A 17,857-nucleotide genomic window follows, 5' to 3' on the forward strand; every position below is an offset into this window, starting at 1 on the left:
CTGTCACGCAGGGGGTCGCGGGTTCGAGTCCCGTCCGTTCCGCCACTTATTAAAAAATTAAGCCTGCTGATTAAGCAGGCTTAATGATAAGAAACTTTAGGGGCGTAGCTCAGTTGGTAGAGCACCGGTCTCCAAAACCGGGTGTCGCGAGTTCGAGTCTCTCCGCCCCTGCCATATATAATCCTTTGCTCAGGCAAAGGATTTTTTTTGCTTTAAATTTCCCGCCGATCGTCCTCCATCCCTGGAGGAGTGCGTTTATCCCAATATATTGTGCTTCAGGATCTCCCGAATCTGCGCTTGTTTATCGCTGTTCTGTAGCCAAATCGCATAGAGAGGCCTTGAAAGCGTCGCACTGTCGGTCACCGTATGCAGATTATTTTTCCCCTGTGCCCAGAGCACGGGCAGCCATGTACAGCCCTTAAGCGCGCTGAGCTGTTGGTAAGCTAACTCGGCAGAACTGGTGGTCAGCAGAGGAATATCATCATTTCCGATCAATCCCGCTTCGTTTTGTTGGAAATCGGGCCCCCATTCCAGGCGTAAATAATTCAATTCATTTGTGTATTTAGCCGGAGAGGCACAATAAAGCGCCAGGGTAAAATTACCCAGCAACTGGCTGCTTAGTTCATCCATCTTCGGCGATTCTGTCGTGATCAGGAGATCAAGCTGACGTTCGTGCAGCTGTTTGACCAGCGATTGCCGCTGCGCAATCCGCGCCTCAAACTGTAGGTTATAGGGCTCTGTATAGAGCTTTCCCAGCCATCCATTAAGCAGGCATTCCCACAGAGAAGCGCTGGCACCGATCGAAAATTCATTATGGCGGGAAGCATTCGCGACCTCCTTGCGCGCAGCTTGCCAGGTATTCATCAGGGTTTCGGCGTAGGGTAGCAGTTTCTCTCCGGCTGAGGTCAGACGGATATTATTACGATGACGGGTAAAAAGATTTACCCCCAGCTGGTTCTCCAGCTGACGAATACGAAAGCTAACTGCTGACTGCGTCAGATAAAGCGCCTCTGCGGCTCGGCCAAAGTGGCGAGTTCTGCTCACCTCAAGGAAAGTCTTGAGCAATTCCGTATCCACACTCTTCTCCGCAAAATTATTTGTCGTGATGATTTAAATGTTTTGTTTGACGCTCTGTCAAGCGTAACTAATACTCCGCGCCATAATTAGCTCGGCCAAAGAATCAGGAGCGTGTAGGATGGCGGAAAGCTTTACGACAACTAATCGTTTTTTCGACAATAAAAATTATCCGCGCGGGTTTTCCCGTCATGGAGATTTCACCATCAAAGAGGCGCAACTGCTGGAACGTCATGGTTATGCCTTTAATGAACTCGAACTAGGTAAACGCGAGCCTGTCACCGACGATGAAAAACAGTTTGTTTCGGTATGCCGTGGTGAACGTGAGCCCGCAACGGAAGCAGAACGCGTCTGGATTAAGTACATGGCGCGCATTAAGCGTCCGAAGCGTTTCCATACCCTGTCCGGCGGCAAGCCGCAGGTGGAAGGTACGGAAGATTACACAGAAAGCGATGATTAAGAAAAAGGGCGTAAGCCCTTTTTTTACGCCATCATTTTTTGTAGATGGCTCAACATTCTGTCTATTGCCCGATAGCCGAGAGCCTCCTGCAAATGATGACGTTCGATGCGTTCGACTGCCTCAATATCGGCAATAGTTCGGGAAACTTTAATCAGGCGCTGCCAGGCGCGGATTGAAAGACCGAGCTGTATTAGCGTCTGCTCCAGCCAGACAGCGTCATCTTTATGAAGCCGGCAGCAGATTTTCATCTCATCATTTCCCAGATGCGCGTTAAGTTTTTTCTGCCGCGATAGCTGCCTTTCGCGTGCGGCCAGAACACGTTGGCGTACGCAGGCGCTACTTTCCTCTTCGTTTGTTCCCTGGCTGAGCACCCCCGGCGGCGGAAGCGGGATCTCCAGGGAGAGATCGAATCGGTCAAGAAACGGGCCGGATAAACGACCCAGGTAGCGTAGCGTCTGTTCCGGTGAAGCGCGATTATGCTGGCCCTGATAGTGTCCTGTCGGGCTGGGATTCATCGCTGCAATAAGCTGGAAACGGGCTGGATAATCGATTTTGGCGCGCGTGCGTGAGATATGGATAACCCCTGACTCAATGGGTTCGCGTAACGCATCCAGCACCCTGCGTTCGAATTCAGGCAGCTCATCCAGGAACAGGACTCCGTTATGGGCAAGGGAGATCTCTCCCGGTGCCGGAATTGAGCCTCCGCCCACCATGGCCGCCAGGGAGGCGCTATGATGCGGGGCACGAAAGGGCCTGCGGCGCCAATTTTTCATGGCATGCCTGGAATCGACCAGGCTAAGTATTGCCGCGCTTTCCAGCGCTTCCTGATTACTCAGCGGCGGCAGTAGTCCCGGTAATCGACTGGCGAGCATCGTTTTTCCTGTGCCGGGCGGGCCTATCATCAGCAGGTTGTGACCACCTGCAGCGATGATTTCCAGCGCTCGTTTCCCCTGCCGCTGGCCAATAACATCACGCAGATCAACCGATGTTTCATCCGAATATTCCCCTTCTGGAAGGGGGTTAGCCAGGGTATGTCGACCTTCGAGAAAAGCGCAGACTTCCTGGAGATCGGTGGCGATAAGGCAGTCACTGCCGCCGATTAACCCCACCTCTGGAGAATTCTCATTAGAGATAACAATCTTCCGCCCCGCTTTTATGGCCTCCATGGCGCTGGATATGGCCCCAGGAACGCCACGCAGAGCGCCTGTAAGCGCCAACTCGCCGACAAACTCATATTGATTTAGCCTGGGGGCTTTTAGCTGCTCTGAGGCCACCAGAAGCGCGAGAGCGATAGGTAAATCATATCTTCCCCCTTCTTTTGGCAGATCGGCCGGGGCCAGATTGATGGTGATTTTTTTCGCCGGATAAGCGTAGCCGCTGTTGATAATCGCACTACGTACCCGGTCACGCGCTTCTCTAACCGTTGTTTCAGGCAGTCCTACCATTGTCAGGCCTGGGAGCCCGTTGCTGATATGAACTTCAACCGTGATAAGTGGGGCACCGATCCCGAGAGCGGCGCGGGTGTAAACAATGGCGAGTGACATAACACCTCCTGAGAACCAGGATTATGTCGGGGATTTGCTGTTGAGTAATTCGGCAATATTAAATTCTGCATGCTTGCTCCCAGCCAATTTCCCGGCAATTTCCGTGTTGCACTGGTGTTGGATGCCGGCTCGTAAAATGCTGTCATCAGGCAACAAGATGAGAAAGTGCTGTGGAGCACGCCACAAATTGAAATATTTTCATTTCATATTTTTCCCATTAAAAACAATTGTTTTTTCTTAAATGATTAGCAAGGTAAGGAATCAGGTCATAAAAAAATCTTGTGTTTAACGCGAAGTCTGTGGTACCTCTTTAGGTATTCCTTCGAACATGAAGCCAGAAAGAACATAAAATGACAGCCCTTCTACGAGTGATTAGCCTGGTCGTGATTAGCGTGGTGGTGATTATTATCCCACTGTGCGGGGCTGCACTTGGACGAGGAAAGGCTTAAAAAACAAGCCTTAACGAACTAAGACCCCCGCACCGAAAGGTCCGGGGGTTTTTTTATAACTTAAAAACAGAAAAGAGGAGCAGACGATGGCTGGTAGCATAAAATTCTGTTTCTCTCGATCTACGACGGGGAAGTAACTATGAATGGGGCGCGGTGGGTAGTACATGCTTTGCGAGCACAGGGAGTCGATACCGTTTTTGGCTATCCGGGTGGCGCAATTATGCCGGTTTACGATGCATTGTATGACGGCGGCGTGGAACACCTACTGTGTCGGCATGAGCAGGGCGCGGCTATGGCGGCTATCGGCTATGCCAGGGCTACCGGCAAAACCGGCGTGTGTATCGCCACTTCGGGGCCAGGTGCAACCAACCTGATCACCGGCCTCGCCGACGCGCTGCTTGATTCCGTTCCCGTTGTTGCTATCACCGGCCAGGTTGCGGCCCCGTTCATTGGCACCGACGCATTCCAGGAAGTTGATGTCCTCGGTTTATCGCTGGCATGCACCAAGCACAGTTTCCTGGTGCAGTCGCTGGAAGAACTGCCGCGCATCATTGCCGAAGCTTTCCACGTAGCAAACTCCGGTCGTCCCGGTCCCGTGCTGGTCGATATCCCAAAGGATATCCAGCTGGCTCAGGGCGATCTCGATCCGCATTTTTCCATGGTAGCTGACGACGTTGATTTTCCATATGCGGATATCGAATACGCTTTGCAGATGCTGACCCAGTCGCAGAAGCCGATGTTATACGTTGGCGGCGGCGTGGGGATGGCGCAGGCGGTACCGGCGCTGCGCGAATTTCTTGCCGTTACGCAAATGCCCGTGACGTCTACCCTGAAAGGGCTGGGTGCGGTAGCGGCGGATTATCCCTACTATCTGGGCATGCTGGGGATGCACGGTACTAAAGCGGCCAACCTTGCAGTACAGGAATGTGACCTGCTGATCGCGGTAGGCGCCCGTTTTGACGATCGCGTTACCGGCAAGCTGAATACGTTTGCCCCGCACGCCAAAGTTATCCATATGGATATCGATCCGGCTGAACTGAACAAGCTCCGTCAGGCACATATCGGCCTGACCGGCGATTTGAATGTGATGCTGCCCGCGCTCCAGCAGCCGCTGTCTATCGACGCCTGGCGCCAACGTAATGCGCAGCTGCGCGCCGAGCATGCCTGGCGCTACGACCATCCGGGAGACGCTATCTATGCCCCGCTGCTGCTGAAGCAGCTTTCCGATCGCAAACCCGCAGACTGCGTCGTGACAACCGATGTGGGCCAGCATCAGATGTGGTCAGCGCAGCATATGACCTATACGCGCCCGGAGAATTTCATCACTTCCAGCGGATTAGGCACTATGGGTTTCGGCTTGCCCGCAGCGGTAGGCGCGCAGGTGGCCCGTCCAGACGATACGGTTATCTGTATCTCCGGTGACGGCTCCTTCATGATGAACGTGCAGGAGCTGGGCACCGTAAAACGCAAGCAGCTGCCGCTGAAGATAGTCTTACTGGACAACCAGCGTTTAGGAATGGTTAGACAATGGCAACAGCTGTTTTTTCAGGAACGTTATAGCGAAACCACCCTTACCGATAACCCCGATTTCCTTACTCTGGCCAGCGCCTTCGGCATCCCTGGTCAACACATCACCCGTAAAGACCAGGTTGAAGCGGCACTCGACACCATGCTTTCGAGCCAGGGGCCTTACCTGCTTCATGTCTCAATCGACGAACTTGAGAACGTCTGGCCGTTGGTGCCGCCCGGTGCCAGTAATGCAGAAATGCTGGAGAAATTATCATGATGCAACATCAGGTCGCCTTGCAGGCTCGCTCTAATCCAGAAACGTTAGAACGCGTGCTGCGCGTCGTGCGCCATCGCGGGTTCCAGATTTGCGCGATGAATATGGCAACCGCCGCCGATGCCCGGAATATTAATATTGAACTGACCGTTGCCAGCCAGCGGCCCGTCGAATTACTGTTTAGTCAATTAAGCAAACTGGTGGACGTCGCCTGCGTCGAGATCCAGCAACCTACATCACAACAAATTCGCGCCTGAGCGCAAAGGAAGAACAATGACGACGAAAAAAGCTGATTACATTTGGTTCAATGGTGAGATGGTTCCGTGGGGCGAGGCGAAGGTTCACGTGATGTCCCATGCGCTGCACTACGGGACTTCCGTATTTGAAGGCATCCGTTGCTACGACTCTCACAAGGGACCGGTGGTGTTCCGTCACCGTGAACATATGCAGCGTTTGCATGACTCAGCAAAAATCTATCGTTTCCCGGTTTCTCAGAGCGTTGATGAGCTGATGGAAGCCTGCCGTGAAGTCATTCGTAAAAACAGTCTGACCAGCGCCTATATCCGCCCGTTAGTCTTCGTCGGCGACGTGGGCATGGGCGTCAACCCGCCTCCGGGCTATAACACTGACGTGATCATCGCGGCGTTCCCGTGGGGCGCCTACCTGGGTGCCGAAGCGCTGGATCAGGGGATCGATGCGATGGTTTCTTCCTGGAATCGCGCGGCGCCAAACACTATTCCGACCGCGGCCAAAGCCGGCGGTAACTATCTCTCTTCGCTGCTGGTCGGCAGCGAAGCGCGTCGCCATGGCTATCAGGAAGGTATCGCGCTGGACGTGAACGGCTACATCTCTGAAGGCGCCGGTGAAAACCTGTTTGAAGTGAAGGATGGCGTGCTGTTTACCCCGCCGTTCACCTCTTCCGCGCTGCCTGGCATCACCCGCGACGCTATCATCAAGCTGGCGAAAGATCTCGGTCTGGAAGTCCGCGAGCAGGTATTGTCCCGCGAGTCCCTGTACCTGGCCGACGAAGTGTTTATGTCCGGTACTGCCGCAGAGATCACGCCGGTACGCAGCGTTGATGGTATTCAGGTGGGTGAAGGCCGCTGCGGCCCGATCACCAAGCGCATTCAGCAAGCATTCTTTGGCCTCTTCACCGGTGAAACCGAGGATAAATGGGGCTGGTTGGATCAGGTTAATCAATAAGCATAAAAAAATGGGGCGACACGCAACGCCCCATTTCACCGAAACTGGGAGTAACTAAAGCATGCCTAAGTACCGTTCCGCCACAACCACTCACGGCCGTAATATGGCGGGTGCCCGCGCGCTGTGGCGCGCCACTGGAATGACCGACGATGATTTCGGTAAGCCGATTATCGCCGTGGTGAACTCTTTCACCCAGTTCGTGCCGGGCCACGTTCACCTGCGCGATCTCGGCAAACTGGTTGCTGAGCAAATCGAGGCCGCTGGCGGCGTCGCCAAAGAATTCAACACCATTGCGGTGGATGATGGGATCGCGATGGGCCACGGGGGTATGCTTTATTCACTGCCATCCCGCGAACTGATCGCCGACTCGGTTGAGTATATGGTTAACGCCCACTGTGCTGATGCGATGGTCTGTATCTCCAACTGCGACAAAATCACCCCGGGGATGTTAATGGCGTCTCTGCGCCTGAATATTCCGGTCATTTTTGTTTCCGGTGGCCCGATGGAAGCCGGGAAAACCAAACTGTCCGATCAAATCATTAAACTCGACCTCGTTGACGCGATGATTCAGGGCGCTGACCCGAAAGTCTCCGACGATCAGAGTAATCAGGTTGAGCGTTCCGCCTGCCCGACGTGCGGCTCTTGTTCGGGAATGTTCACCGCGAACTCCATGAACTGCCTGACCGAAGCGCTGGGCCTGTCGCAGCCGGGCAACGGCTCGCTGCTGGCGACTCACGCCGATCGTAAACAGCTGTTCCTCAATGCGGGCTCACGTATTGTTGAGCTGACTAAACGCTATTACGAGCAGGACGATGCCTCTGCGCTGCCGCGTAATATCGCCAATAAGGCGGCGTTTGAAAACGCCATGACGCTGGATATCGCCATGGGCGGTTCCACCAATACCGTACTGCATCTGCTGGCGGCGGCGCAGGAAGCGGAAATCGACTTCACCATGAGCGATATCGATAAACTTTCCCGCAAAGTGCCGCAGCTGTGTAAGGTCGCGCCAAGTACGCAGAAATATCATATGGAAGACGTGCATCGCGCGGGCGGCGTATTGGGTATTTTAGGTGAACTGGATCGTGCCGGGCTGCTGAACCGCGATGTGAAAAACGTGCTTGGTTTGTCCCTGCCGCAGACGCTGGAGCAGTACGATATCACCGTCACGCGGGATGAAGCGGTTAAGAAGATGTTCCGCGCTGGCCCTGCGGGTATCCGCACAACGCAGGCTTTCTCTCAGAACTGCCGTTGGGACACCCTGGATGACGATCGCGCAGAAGGCTGTATCCGCTCGCTGGAACATGCTTACAGCAAGGACGGCGGTCTGGCGGTTCTGTACGGCAATTTTGCCGAGAACGGCTGTATCGTGAAAACCGCCGGCGTTGACGACAGCATCCTCAAATTTACCGGCCCGGCGAAGGTATACGAAAGCCAGGACGCGGCTGTGGATGCGATCCTCGGCGGCAAGGTGGTCGCCGGTGACGTAGTCGTCATCCGCTATGAAGGGCCGAAAGGCGGGCCGGGGATGCAGGAGATGCTCTACCCGACGACCTTCCTGAAATCAATGGGCCTGGGTAAAGCCTGTGCGCTGATTACCGACGGGCGCTTCTCCGGAGGTACCTCGGGTCTCTCTATTGGTCACGTTTCTCCGGAAGCGGCCAGCGGTGGCAATATCGCGATCATTGAAGATGGCGACATGATTGCTATCGATATCCCGAACCGCGGCATTCAGCTGCAGCTGAGCGATGCCGAGATTGCGGCGCGCCGCGAAGCTCAGGAAGCGCGCGGTGATAAAGCATGGACGCCGAAAGATCGCGAGCGTCAGGTTTCCTTTGCCCTTCGCGCCTATGCCAGCCTGGCAACCAGCGCCGACAAAGGCGCGGTGCGCGATAAATCGAAACTTGGGGGTTAATGATGGCCGAGTCTCTACCCCTGTCCGCCGCCCCCGAGGGGGCGGAATACCTCAGAGCGGTACTGCGCGCGCCGGTATACGAAGCCGCGCAGATCACGCCGCTGCAAAAAATGGAAAAGCTCTCGTCGCGCCTCGATAACGTTGTGCTGGTGAAGCGTGAAGATCGTCAGCCGGTGCACAGCTTTAAGCTGCGCGGAGCCTACGCGATGATGGCGGGCCTGACGGAAGAGCAAAAATCGCATGGCGTGATTACCGCTTCGGCGGGTAATCATGCGCAGGGCGTGGCTTTCTCGGCATCTCGCCTGGGCGTGAAGGCGCTCATCGTCATGCCAACCGCCACCGCGGATATCAAAGTTGATGCGGTGCGCGGCTTCGGCGGCGAAGTGCTGCTGCACGGCGCGAACTTCGATGAAGCCAAGGCCAAAGCCATCGAACTGGCGCAGCAGCAGGGGTTCACCTGGGTTCCGCCCTTCGACCATCCGATGGTGATTGCCGGGCAGGGGACGCTGGCGCTGGAGCTGCTGCAGCAGGATGCCCATATCGATCGCGTATTTGTCCCGGTCGGCGGCGGCGGTCTCGCGGCCGGCGTGGCGGTGCTGATCAAACAGCTGATGCCGCAGATCAAAGTCATTGCGGTTGAGGCCGAGGATTCTGCCTGTCTGAAAGCCGCGCTGGATGCGGGTCATCCGGTCGATTTACCCCGCGTTGGGCTTTTTGCCGAAGGCGTGGCGGTGAAACGCATCGGCGATGAGACTTTCCGTCTGTGCCAGGAGTATCTCGACGACATCGTTACCGTCGATAGCGATGCCATCTGCGCGGCGATGAAAGACCTGTTTGAAGATGTGCGTGCGATAGCAGAACCTTCCGGAGCGCTGGCGCTGGCGGGGATGAAAAAATATGTCGCTCAGCATAATATTCGCGGCGAACGCCTGGCGCACGTGCTTTCCGGCGCGAACGTCAACTTCCACGGCCTGCGCTACGTTTCCGAACGCTGCGAGCTGGGGGAACAGCGCGAAGCGCTGCTGGCGGTCACCATTCCGGAAGAGAAGGGCAGCTTCCTCAAGTTCTGCCAGCTGCTGGGCGGCCGTTCGGTGACCGAGTTCAACTACCGCTTCGCGGATGCGAAAAATGCCTGCATTTTTGTCGGCGTGCGCCTGAGCCGGGGGCTGGAAGAGCGGAAAGAGATCCTCAACCTGCTGCACGACGGTGGCTACAGCGTAGTGGATCTCTCCGACGATGAAATGGCCAAGCTACACGTGCGCTACATGGTCGGCGGGCGTCCGTCTCAGCCGCTGCAGGAGCGTTTATTCAGCTTCGAGTTTCCGGAATCACCCGGCGCGCTGCTGAAGTTCCTGCATACCCTGGGCACCCACTGGAACATCTCTCTGTTCCACTATCGTAGCCACGGTACCGATTACGGCCGCGTGCTGGCGGCATTCGAACTGGGCGATCACGAGCCTGACTTCGAAACCCGCTTGCATGAGCTGGGCTACGATTGCCATGATGAAAGCAATAATCCAGCGTTCAGGTTCTTCCTCGCCGGTTAAGAAGCGCTGTACTTGTCAGGCCTACGATCGGCTTGTAGGCCGGTTCAGGCATCCGGCACTAGTGGCCAGGCAGCAAATTCCAGAACGCATTAATCAGCGGCTCATGCAGCCGCTTTTTTGGCGCGCAGACGCCCAGCTCAAACGGGGTTTTCTCGTCGCTACGCTCCAGAATCATCACGCGATTGCGCACTGGCTCAGGGCTGTTTTCCAGCACCACTTCCGGCAGCAGCGCGACGCCGCAGCCGAGCGCCACCATGGAGACCATGGCTTCATGCCCGCCCACCGTGGCGTAAATTGACGGATTACTGATTTTATGGCGGCGAAACCATAGCTCAATGCGGCGACGCACGGGGCCCTGGTCGGCCATAATAAAGGGTACCGTTGCCCAGTCAGGCTTCTCCACTGAGACCTGGTTACGAACCGGACAAGGCAGCGCCGGGGCGATCAGCACCACCGCCAGATTCTCCAGCATGGAAAAAGCCACCGCGCCGGGCAGCGTTTCCGGTTTCCCGGCAATCGCCAGATCGGCCTCACCCGTCACCACTTTTTCCATCGCATCAGCGGCATCGCCGGTGGTGAGCTTTATTTCCACTGAGGGATGCTCGGCGCGGAACCGATCGAGAATCGGCGGCAGATGGCTATAAGCGGCCGTCACCGAACAGAAGATATGCAGTTCGCCCGACAGCGACGGACCTTGCTGATCGATAGTGTGGCGCAGCTGCTGATACTGCAACAGGGTCTGCTGGGCAAACGTTCGTAGCTCTTCTCCCGCTTCGGTAAGCGTTACCGTGCGGTTATCGCGGACAAACAGCGGCTGCCCGAGGTCTTCTTCCAGGCGTTGAATTTGTCGGGAAAGCGTGGAGGGGCTGACGTGCATCGCCCGCGCGCTGCGGCCAAAATGGCGGCTTTCAGCCAGATGCAGGAAGGTTTTCAGATCGCGTAAATCCACCGGCGACACTCCACGATTTTACATTGCAGAAATTGCAACGTGACGTTGTGAATATATCAATTTCCGCAATAAATTTCCTGTTGTAATGTGGGTACATTCTCGCTGAAAGGCGAACCGAACAAAATAAGACACACAACATCACGAGGTATCACCATGGCTAACTACTTTAATACACTGAACCTGCGCCAGCAGCTGGCGCAGCTGGGCAAATGTCGCTTTATGGGTCGCGACGAATTCGCCGATGGCGCAAGCTACCTTCAGGGTAAAAAAGTGGTCATCGTCGGCTGTGGCGCTCAGGGCCTGAACCAGGGTCTGAACATGCGCGACTCCGGTCTGGATATCTCCTACGCGCTGCGTAAAGAAGCGATTGCCGAAAAGCGCGCATCATGGCGCAAAGCAACCGAAAACGGCTTCAAGGTGGGTACCTACGAAGAGCTGATCCCGCAGGCCGATCTGGTGGTTAACCTGACGCCGGACAAACAGCACTCTGACGTTGTACGTTCCGTTCAGCCGCTGATGAAAGACGGCGCGGCGCTGGGCTACTCTCACGGCTTCAACATCGTAGAAGTTGGCGAGCAGATCCGTAAAGATATCACCGTCGTGATGGTGGCGCCGAAGTGCCCGGGTACCGAAGTACGTGAAGAGTACAAACGCGGTTTCGGCGTTCCTACCCTGATCGCGGTTCACCCGGAAAACGATCCGAAAGGCGAGGGTATGGCCATTGCTAAAGCCTGGGCTGCGGCGACCGGCGGTCACCGTGCGGGCGTGCTGGAATCGTCCTTCGTTGCCGAAGTGAAATCCGACCTGATGGGCGAGCAGACCATCCTCTGCGGTATGCTGCAGGCCGGTTCTCTGCTGTGCTTCGATAAGCTGGTGGAAGAGGGTACCGACCCGGCATACGCCGAAAAACTGATTCAGTTCGGCTGGGAAACCATCACCGAAGCGCTGAAGCAGGGCGGTATCACTCTGATGATGGATCGCCTGTCTAACCCGGCTAAGCTGCGTGCTTACGCGCTGTCCGAACAGCTGAAAGAGATTATGGCGCCGCTGTTCCAGAAGCATATGGATGACATCATCTCCGGTGAATTCTCCTCCGGCATGATGGCTGACTGGGCCAACGACGATAAAAAACTGCTGACCTGGCGTGAAGAGACCGGCAAAACCGCGTTCGAAACCGCACCGCAGTTTGAAGGTAAAATTGGCGAGCAGGAGTACTTCGATAAAGGAGTTCTGATGATCGCAATGGTGAAAGCGGGCGTTGAGCTGGCGTTTGAAACCATGGTGGATTCCGGCATCATCGAAGAGTCCGCTTACTACGAATCACTGCACGAACTGCCGCTGATCGCCAACACCATCGCTCGTAAGCGTCTGTACGAAATGAACGTGGTTATCTCCGATACCGCTGAATACGGTAACTACCTGTTCTCTTACGCTTGCGTACCGCTGCTGAAAGAGTTCATGACCACCCTGCAGACCGGCGACCTGGGCAAAACGATTGCCGAAGGCGCGGTAGACAACGCTCAGCTGCGCGACGTGAACGAAGCCATTCGCAGCCACGCTATCGAGCAGGTTGGTAAGAAACTGCGCGGCTATATGACCGATATGAAGCGTATTGCGGTAGCGGGCTAATTCCCCGTCGTCTTTCAACTTGCAGATGCGTTGGCTGCGTTCGTACACCCCAGTCACATAGTTATCTATGCTCCTGGGGCTGTACTCACTTGCCGCCTTCCTGCAAGCTGAAATTCTTAGGGGAAAGCTGTGAGATAAAAAAACCGGTGCAATAAGACACCGGTTTTTTAATTGCGGTACAGCACCTTGATGATGTGATAACCAAACTGGGTGTGCAGCGGGCCGGTCGGCTCCAGCACCGGACAGGAGAAGACGACTTTATCAAACGCCGGCACCATCTGGCCCTGGCGGAATTCACCTAAATCGCCGCCGCGTTTGCCTGACGGGCAGATCGAGTGCTTCTTCGCCAGTTTACCGAAATCGGCGCCGTTTTTAATTTGCTCCAGAAGATCCAGTGCCAGCTGCTCTTCTTTAACCAGGATATGCAGTGCTGCTGCCGTTTTTGCCATGATCGTACCTTGATGGAATAGGAGATGAATCAGGGCGCAATAGTAGCATGGGCTAGCGGCGATACAGCACCTTAATGATGTGGTAGCCGAATTTGGTTTTGACCGGTCCGTAAGGCTTGAGCAGCGGGCAGCTGAAGACCGCCTTATCGAACGGCCCGACCATAACGCCTTGATTAAACTCCCCGAGATCGCCGCCGTTGCGTCCGGATGGGCACTTTGAATAGCGCTTTGCCAGATGATCGAAGCTCACGCCACGTTCCAGTTTGGCGAGGATCTCTTGCGCCAGCTTCTCTTCTTTTACCAGGATATGCAGGGCTGCTGCGCTCTTTGCCATTATTTTGCTCTCATGTCTCAAAGATATCCCGTTACTTTACCATCCGCTTTGGTCGCGGACCTATACTCTTCGCCATCGCGGGACAGGTGTCTCGCCTGATAGACGGAAGCGGGAGATGGGCAACACTTTTCTTCGGCGTTTTCCTTCTGGCCGGGGACAGCCGTCCTGTCCTTATCGTCGTGGAGCGAGATAACATGGATACAATGAAAAAACCTGAATTTTCAGTCGGCTGGCTTTCCGGGCTGAGCGAGATTGTGCGCGATCCGCTGCTCTATGAATTACTGAAATATTGTCCTCTGGAGATCATGCGGCGCTGGCGCTTCGAAGACATTCCGCGCGGTGATTTTATCTGCCGACAGGGGGAAGTGTGCCAGCGTTTTTCGCTGATTATCGCCGGTGAGGTAGACGTTTTCTATGAGGCTGAAGACGGGCGCCGCTACCGCCAGGCCCGCTACCGTAAAGGCGACATGGTGGGCGAACTCGAGATCTTTGAGTCGCGTCATTACATCTGCTCGGTGGTGGCGGTGGACCATGTGCAGCTCCTGAGCCTGTCGCAGGAACATTTCTGCCGCTGGCTGGCGCTGGATAACCACTTTAACCAGCGGATGCTGCGCTTCTTTAGCCAGCAATATTATCAGCTGTCGAAAAAGGCCAGCAGCGACAATCTCTACTCGCTGCATCAGCGGGTGTGTCAGGCGCTATGGCTGCGTTATCAACAGGATGGCGCGAATGAAATCTTGCTGGATAAGCAGAATCTCAGTCAGGAGTTCGCGGCGACGACCCGCAGCATTAACCGTATTTTGCATGACCTGAAAGCGCTACAGATTATTGATACCGATGGTGAACGCATTGTGTTGTTAGCTCCTGAAAAACTGAAGCAGGAGGCTGATATCGGATAACCGCAAGAGAAGGAGGCGGGAGAATGTCGCTGCAACCCCATATCCAGTTAAGCAAAGAGATGACCGGCGCGCGGTACGCGCTGCTGCCGGGCGACCCGCAGCGGGTCGACCGCATCGTCAATTTTCTTGATAATCCACAGCTGCTCGGTCAGAACCGGGAGTTTCGCGCCGCGCGCGGCTGGTATCAGGGCATCGAGATTTTGGTGCTCTCCACCGGCATCGGCGGACCCTCCACGGCGATCGCCATTGAAGAGCTGCGCCAGATTGGCGTAACAACCCTGATTCGTATCGGCAGCTGCGGCGCATTGCAGGATAATCTTGCGCTCGGCGATGTGATTATCGCTCACGCTGCGGTGATGGATGATGGTACCAGCCGAACCTATGCGCCGGCGGGCTATCCGGCCTGCGCCGACCCGCTGCTGACCTGGGAACTGGTGGCGCAGGCGCGGCAAATGAACATCCCCGCCGCGTGCGGGCTGGTGCGCAGCCACGACAGTTTCTATACCGATCGTGAGGCGCAACTGGATGCGCAGTGGTCGGCGCGAGGCGTTCTGGGCGCGGATATGGAGAGCGCCGCCCTGATGACTATCGGCGCTCTGCGCGGCCTACGTACGGCATCATTACTCAATGTGGTTGTTGCCCACAACGGTTGCCTGGATAGCAGCATCAATGATTATGTCCAGCAGGAGGCGCTGTGCCAGCAGGGCGAAGAACGGCAAATTACCCTGGCGCTGCGCGCCATTTATTCCGCTAGCCAGCAAGGAGGTCTGTGATGGACTTTTTTAGCATTAACAATGTGATGGTCAACATTCCTCTCGGCGAAGGCGGCTATGCGCTATCGTGGATTGAGGCTATCGGTACCGTATTCGGCCTGCTGTGCATCTGGTGCGCCAGCCGGGAAAAAATCATCAACTATCTGTTTGGCCTGATTAACGTCACGCTGTTTGCGGCGATCTTTTTCCAGATCCAGCTCTATGCCAGCCTGCTGCTGCAGGTCTTTTTCTTCGCTGCTAATATTTACGGCTGGTACGCGTGGAGCCGGCAAAACGAGGCGCAGGAGGCCGCGCTCAAGGTACGCTGGCTTTCCCGTCAGCAAACGCTGGCGCTGGGCGGCGTCTGCGCGGTGGCGATTGTGCTGATGACGCTGTTTATCGATCCGGTGTTCGCGACGCTCACTCGTATCATGATTGCTCTGCTGCAAACGTTCGGTATGCAGGTCGCGATGCCCGACCTCCAGCCCGACGCCTTCCCGTTCTGGGATTCCACCATGCTGGTGTTGTCGATTGCCGCCATGGTGCTGATGACGCGTAAATTCGTCGAAAACTGGCTGCTGTGGGTGGTTATCGACGTAATTAGCGTGGTTATCTACGCGGTACAGGGCGTTTACGCCATGTCGCTTGAGTATGTCCTGCTGACGGCGATCGCGGTAATGGGTTCATACAGCTGGATCAAGAGCGCACAGCGTAACGGCTATACGCCGCTTGCCGCGGCCGCATCCTGATTGACCGATTTCCAGGCTGCCTGAATGGGCAGCCTGTTGCTCTCTGTGCCCCTCTTTCTGCTACAATCCCCACCCCGTTCGAAGATTGAGCAAAAGACTCCCATGCGTTTAAATCCTGGCCAACAACAAGCCGTCGAATTCGTTACCGGACCGTGCCTGGTGCTGGCGGGTGCCGGTTCCGGTAAGACCCGCGTGATTACCAATAAAATCGCCCACCTGATCCGCGGCTGCGGCTATCAGGCGCGTCATATCGCGGCGGTCACCTTTACCAACAAGGCGGCGCGCGAAATGAAAGAGCGCGTCGGGCAAACGCTGGGACGCAAAGAGGCGCGCGGTCTGATGATTTCCACCTTCCACACGCTGGGGCTGGATATCATCAAACGCGAATACGCCGCGTTAGGGATGAAATCAAACTTCTCGCTGTTCGACGATACCGACCAGGTGGCGCTGTTAAAAGAGCTCACCGAAGGGCTGATCGAAGACGATAAAGTGGTGCTGCAGCAGCTGATCTCGACGATCTCCAACTGGAAAAACGATCTGCAAACCCCTGCCCAGGCCGCCGCTGGGGCGAAAGGGGAACGGGATCGGATCTTTGCTCACTGCTACGGGCTGTACGACGCGCACATGAAAGCCTGCAACGTACTAGACTTTGACGATCTGATCCTGCTGCCAACGCTGCTGCTGCAGCGCAACGAAGAGGTGCGGGAGCGCTGGCAGAATAAGATTCGCTATCTGCTGGTGGATGAATACCAGGACACCAACACCAGCCAGTACGAGCTGGTGAAACTGCTGGTGGGACAGCGGGCGCGCTTTACCGTGGTCGGCGATGACGATCAGTCGATCTACTCCTGGCGCGGCGCGCGGCCGCAGAACCTGGTCCTGCTAAGCCAGGATTTCCCGGCGCTGCAGGTGATCAAGCTGGAGCAAAACTACCGTTCTTCCGGGCGCATCCTGAAGGCGGCTAACATCCTGATTGCCAATAACCCACACGTTTTCGAGAAGCGTCTGTTTTCCGAACTGGGCTATGGCGTAGAGCTGAAGGTGCTCTCTGCCAATAACGAAGACCATGAGGCGGAGCGCGTTGCCGGTGAACTGATCGCGCATCACTTTATTAATAAAACCGCCTATAAGGACTACGCGATTCTGTATCGCGGCAACCATCAGTCGCGGGTTTTTGAAAAGATGCTGATGCAGAACCGCATCCCGTACAAAATTTCCGGCGGCACGTCGTTCTTTTCCCGCCCGGAAATTAAAGACCTGCTGGCCTATCTGCGCGTGCTGACTAATCCCGATGATGACAGCGCTTTCATGCGCATCGTCAATACGCCAAAGCGTGAAATCGGTTCGGCGACGCTGAAAAAGCTGGGTGAATGGGCGATGGGGCGCAATAAAAGCATGTTTACCGCCAGCTTCGATATGGGCCTGACCCAGACCCTGAACGGACGCGGCTATGAGTCTTTGACCCGCTTTACCCACTGGCTGCGGGAGATCCAGCAGCTTTCAGAGCGTGAACCGATTGCCGCCGTCCGCGATCTGATCCGCGGCGTGGATTATGAATCCTGGCTCTATGAGACCTCGCCCAGCCCGAAAGCCGCCGAAATGCGGATGAAAAACGTCAATACGCTGTTCACGTGGATGACCGAAATGCTCGAAGGCAGCGAGATCGATGAACCGATGACGCTCACTCAGGTCGTTACCCGCTTTACCCTGCGCGATATGATGGAGCGCGGCGAGTCGGATGAGGAGACGGATCAGGTGCAGCTGATGACGCTTCACGCGTCAAAGGGGCTGGAGTTCCCCTACGTCTACCTGGTTGGTATGGAAGAGGGGCTACTGCCGCACCAGAGCAGCATTGATGAAGACAACGTCGATGAAGAGCGCCGTCTTGCCTACGTGGGTATCACCCGTGCGCAGAAAGAGCTGACTTTTACCCTGTGCAAAGAGCGCCGTCAGTACGGCGAGCTGGTGCGGCCGGAGCCGAGCCGTTTCCTGCTGGAACTGCCGCAGGACGACCTGATTTGGGAGCAGGAGCGCAAAGTGATTTCGCCGGAAGAGCGCATGCATAAAGGCCAGGCGAACGTCGCCAACATCAGGGCGATGCTGGCGAAAGCGCGTAAATAGCGG

The 17,857-nt window shown here is 55.9% G+C and carries 17 protein-coding genes and 1 tRNA gene; 13 read left to right on the forward strand and 5 right to left on the reverse strand.

Translation table 11 applies throughout. From position 1 onward, the window contains the following. The first annotated feature begins 98 nt into the window (after nucleotides 1-98). A tRNA-Trp gene (locus ABLU87_RS15770) sits at nucleotides 99-174 on the forward strand. 81 nt (nucleotides 175-255) lie between these two features. On the opposite strand, the gene hdfR is transcribed toward ABLU87_RS15770, so the two are convergent. Continuing rightward, nucleotides 256-1,077, reverse strand: a complete 822-nt coding sequence (hdfR, locus tag ABLU87_RS15775; protein WP_004097454.1) for an HTH-type transcriptional regulator HdfR — start codon at nucleotides 1,075-1,077, stop codon at nucleotides 256-258. A 118-nt stretch (nucleotides 1,078-1,195) separates the two neighbouring features. Between hdfR and ABLU87_RS15780 the strand changes: the two genes are divergently transcribed. Next, entirely contained in the window at nucleotides 1,196-1,534 is a 339-nt protein-coding gene (locus ABLU87_RS15780; protein ID WP_004097464.1) for a DUF413 domain-containing protein, read from the forward strand. Nucleotides 1,535-1,557: 23 nt separating this feature from the next. Here ABLU87_RS15780 and ABLU87_RS15785 read toward each other — a convergent pair whose 3' ends face one another. Further along, nucleotides 1,558-3,078, reverse strand: coding sequence for a YifB family Mg chelatase-like AAA ATPase (locus tag ABLU87_RS15785; protein WP_025108421.1), 1,521 nt, complete (start codon nucleotides 3,076-3,078; stop codon nucleotides 1,558-1,560). 350 nt (nucleotides 3,079-3,428) lie between these two features. On the opposite strand from ABLU87_RS15785, the gene ilvL reads away from it, so the two are divergent. The 6 genes from ilvL (at nucleotide 3,429) to ilvA (ending at nucleotide 9,972) form a co-directional block, all read left to right on the forward strand. Further along, the gene (gene ilvL / locus ABLU87_RS15790; RefSeq protein ID WP_071993465.1) at nucleotides 3,429-3,527 is read left to right on the forward strand and encodes an ilv operon leader peptide; all 99 of its coding nucleotides are present in this window, start codon (nucleotides 3,429-3,431) and stop codon (nucleotides 3,525-3,527) included. A 139-nt stretch (nucleotides 3,528-3,666) separates the two neighbouring features. Then, the gene (gene ilvG, locus ABLU87_RS15795; protein WP_025108420.1) at nucleotides 3,667-5,313 is read left to right on the forward strand and encodes an acetolactate synthase 2 catalytic subunit; all 1,647 of its coding nucleotides are present in this window, start codon (nucleotides 3,667-3,669) and stop codon (nucleotides 5,311-5,313) included. Continuing rightward, on the forward strand, nucleotides 5,310-5,567 hold the full coding sequence (gene ilvM / locus ABLU87_RS15800) for an acetolactate synthase 2 small subunit (protein ID WP_004097471.1): 258 nt from the start codon (nucleotides 5,310-5,312) through the stop codon (nucleotides 5,565-5,567). Before ilvG ends, ilvM begins: the two co-directional genes overlap by 4 nt. A gap of 16 nt (nucleotides 5,568-5,583) precedes the next feature. After that, nucleotides 5,584-6,513, forward strand: coding sequence for a branched-chain amino acid transaminase (locus ABLU87_RS15805; protein ID WP_004097473.1), 930 nt, complete (start codon nucleotides 5,584-5,586; stop codon nucleotides 6,511-6,513). 61 nt (nucleotides 6,514-6,574) lie between these two features. Continuing rightward, entirely contained in the window at nucleotides 6,575-8,425 is a 1,851-nt protein-coding gene (gene ilvD, locus ABLU87_RS15810; RefSeq protein ID WP_064406523.1) for a dihydroxy-acid dehydratase, read from the forward strand. A gap of 2 nt (nucleotides 8,426-8,427) precedes the next feature. Then, nucleotides 8,428-9,972 (forward strand): threonine ammonia-lyase, biosynthetic, encoded by a 1,545-nt coding sequence (ilvA, locus tag ABLU87_RS15815; RefSeq protein WP_122117184.1) that lies wholly within the window; start codon nucleotides 8,428-8,430, stop codon nucleotides 9,970-9,972. Between the two features lie 58 nt (nucleotides 9,973-10,030). Here the strand turns inward: ilvA and ilvY are convergent, their stop codons facing one another. Beyond that, complete coding sequence (gene ilvY, locus ABLU87_RS15820; protein ID WP_004097479.1) at nucleotides 10,031-10,921, reverse strand: HTH-type transcriptional activator IlvY; 891 nt, start codon at nucleotides 10,919-10,921, stop codon at nucleotides 10,031-10,033. Nucleotides 10,922-11,074: 153 nt separating this feature from the next. Here ilvY and ilvC point away from each other — a divergent pair, with 153 nt between their 5' ends. Beyond that, entirely contained in the window at nucleotides 11,075-12,550 is a 1,476-nt protein-coding gene (gene ilvC, locus ABLU87_RS15825) for a ketol-acid reductoisomerase (protein ID WP_106672585.1), read from the forward strand. A gap of 167 nt (nucleotides 12,551-12,717) precedes the next feature. Here ilvC and ppiC (ABLU87_RS15830) read toward each other — a convergent pair whose 3' ends face one another. Both ppiC (ABLU87_RS15830) and ppiC (ABLU87_RS15835) read right to left on the reverse strand, forming a co-directional pair. Further along, entirely contained in the window at nucleotides 12,718-12,999 is a 282-nt protein-coding gene (ppiC, locus tag ABLU87_RS15830; RefSeq protein ID WP_004097481.1) for a peptidylprolyl isomerase PpiC, read from the reverse strand. Nucleotides 13,000-13,051: 52 nt separating this feature from the next. After that, the gene (gene ppiC, locus ABLU87_RS15835) at nucleotides 13,052-13,333 is read right to left on the reverse strand and encodes a peptidylprolyl isomerase PpiC (RefSeq protein WP_004127352.1); all 282 of its coding nucleotides are present in this window, start codon (nucleotides 13,331-13,333) and stop codon (nucleotides 13,052-13,054) included. Between the two features lie 194 nt (nucleotides 13,334-13,527). Here ppiC (ABLU87_RS15835) and ABLU87_RS15840 point away from each other — a divergent pair, with 194 nt between their 5' ends. The 4 genes from ABLU87_RS15840 (at nucleotide 13,528) to rep (ending at nucleotide 17,854) form a co-directional block, all read left to right on the forward strand. Continuing rightward, nucleotides 13,528-14,232: a Crp/Fnr family transcriptional regulator gene (locus ABLU87_RS15840; protein ID WP_004097483.1), complete on the forward strand. Its 705-nt coding sequence runs from the start codon at nucleotides 13,528-13,530 to the stop codon at nucleotides 14,230-14,232. Between the two features lie 23 nt (nucleotides 14,233-14,255). Then, on the forward strand, nucleotides 14,256-15,005 hold the full coding sequence (locus ABLU87_RS15845; RefSeq protein WP_046878137.1) for a nucleoside phosphorylase: 750 nt from the start codon (nucleotides 14,256-14,258) through the stop codon (nucleotides 15,003-15,005). After that, nucleotides 15,005-15,733 (forward strand): nicotinamide riboside transporter PnuC, encoded by a 729-nt coding sequence (gene pnuC, locus ABLU87_RS15850; protein ID WP_004097491.1) that lies wholly within the window; start codon nucleotides 15,005-15,007, stop codon nucleotides 15,731-15,733. The genes ABLU87_RS15845 and pnuC overlap by 1 nt, the downstream gene beginning before the upstream one ends. Nucleotides 15,734-15,835: 102 nt before the next feature. Continuing rightward, nucleotides 15,836-17,854 carry a DNA helicase Rep gene (gene rep, locus ABLU87_RS15855; RefSeq protein WP_014227450.1) on the forward strand — a complete coding sequence of 673 codons (2,019 nt, stop codon included), beginning with the start codon at nucleotides 15,836-15,838 and terminating at the stop codon, nucleotides 17,852-17,854. Nucleotides 17,855-17,857: the final 3 nt, after the last annotated feature.

The sequence above is a fragment of the Klebsiella sp. CB_Kp196 genome, assembly GCF_040061575.1.
Classification (GTDB): domain Bacteria; phylum Pseudomonadota; class Gammaproteobacteria; order Enterobacterales; family Enterobacteriaceae; genus Klebsiella; species Klebsiella michiganensis.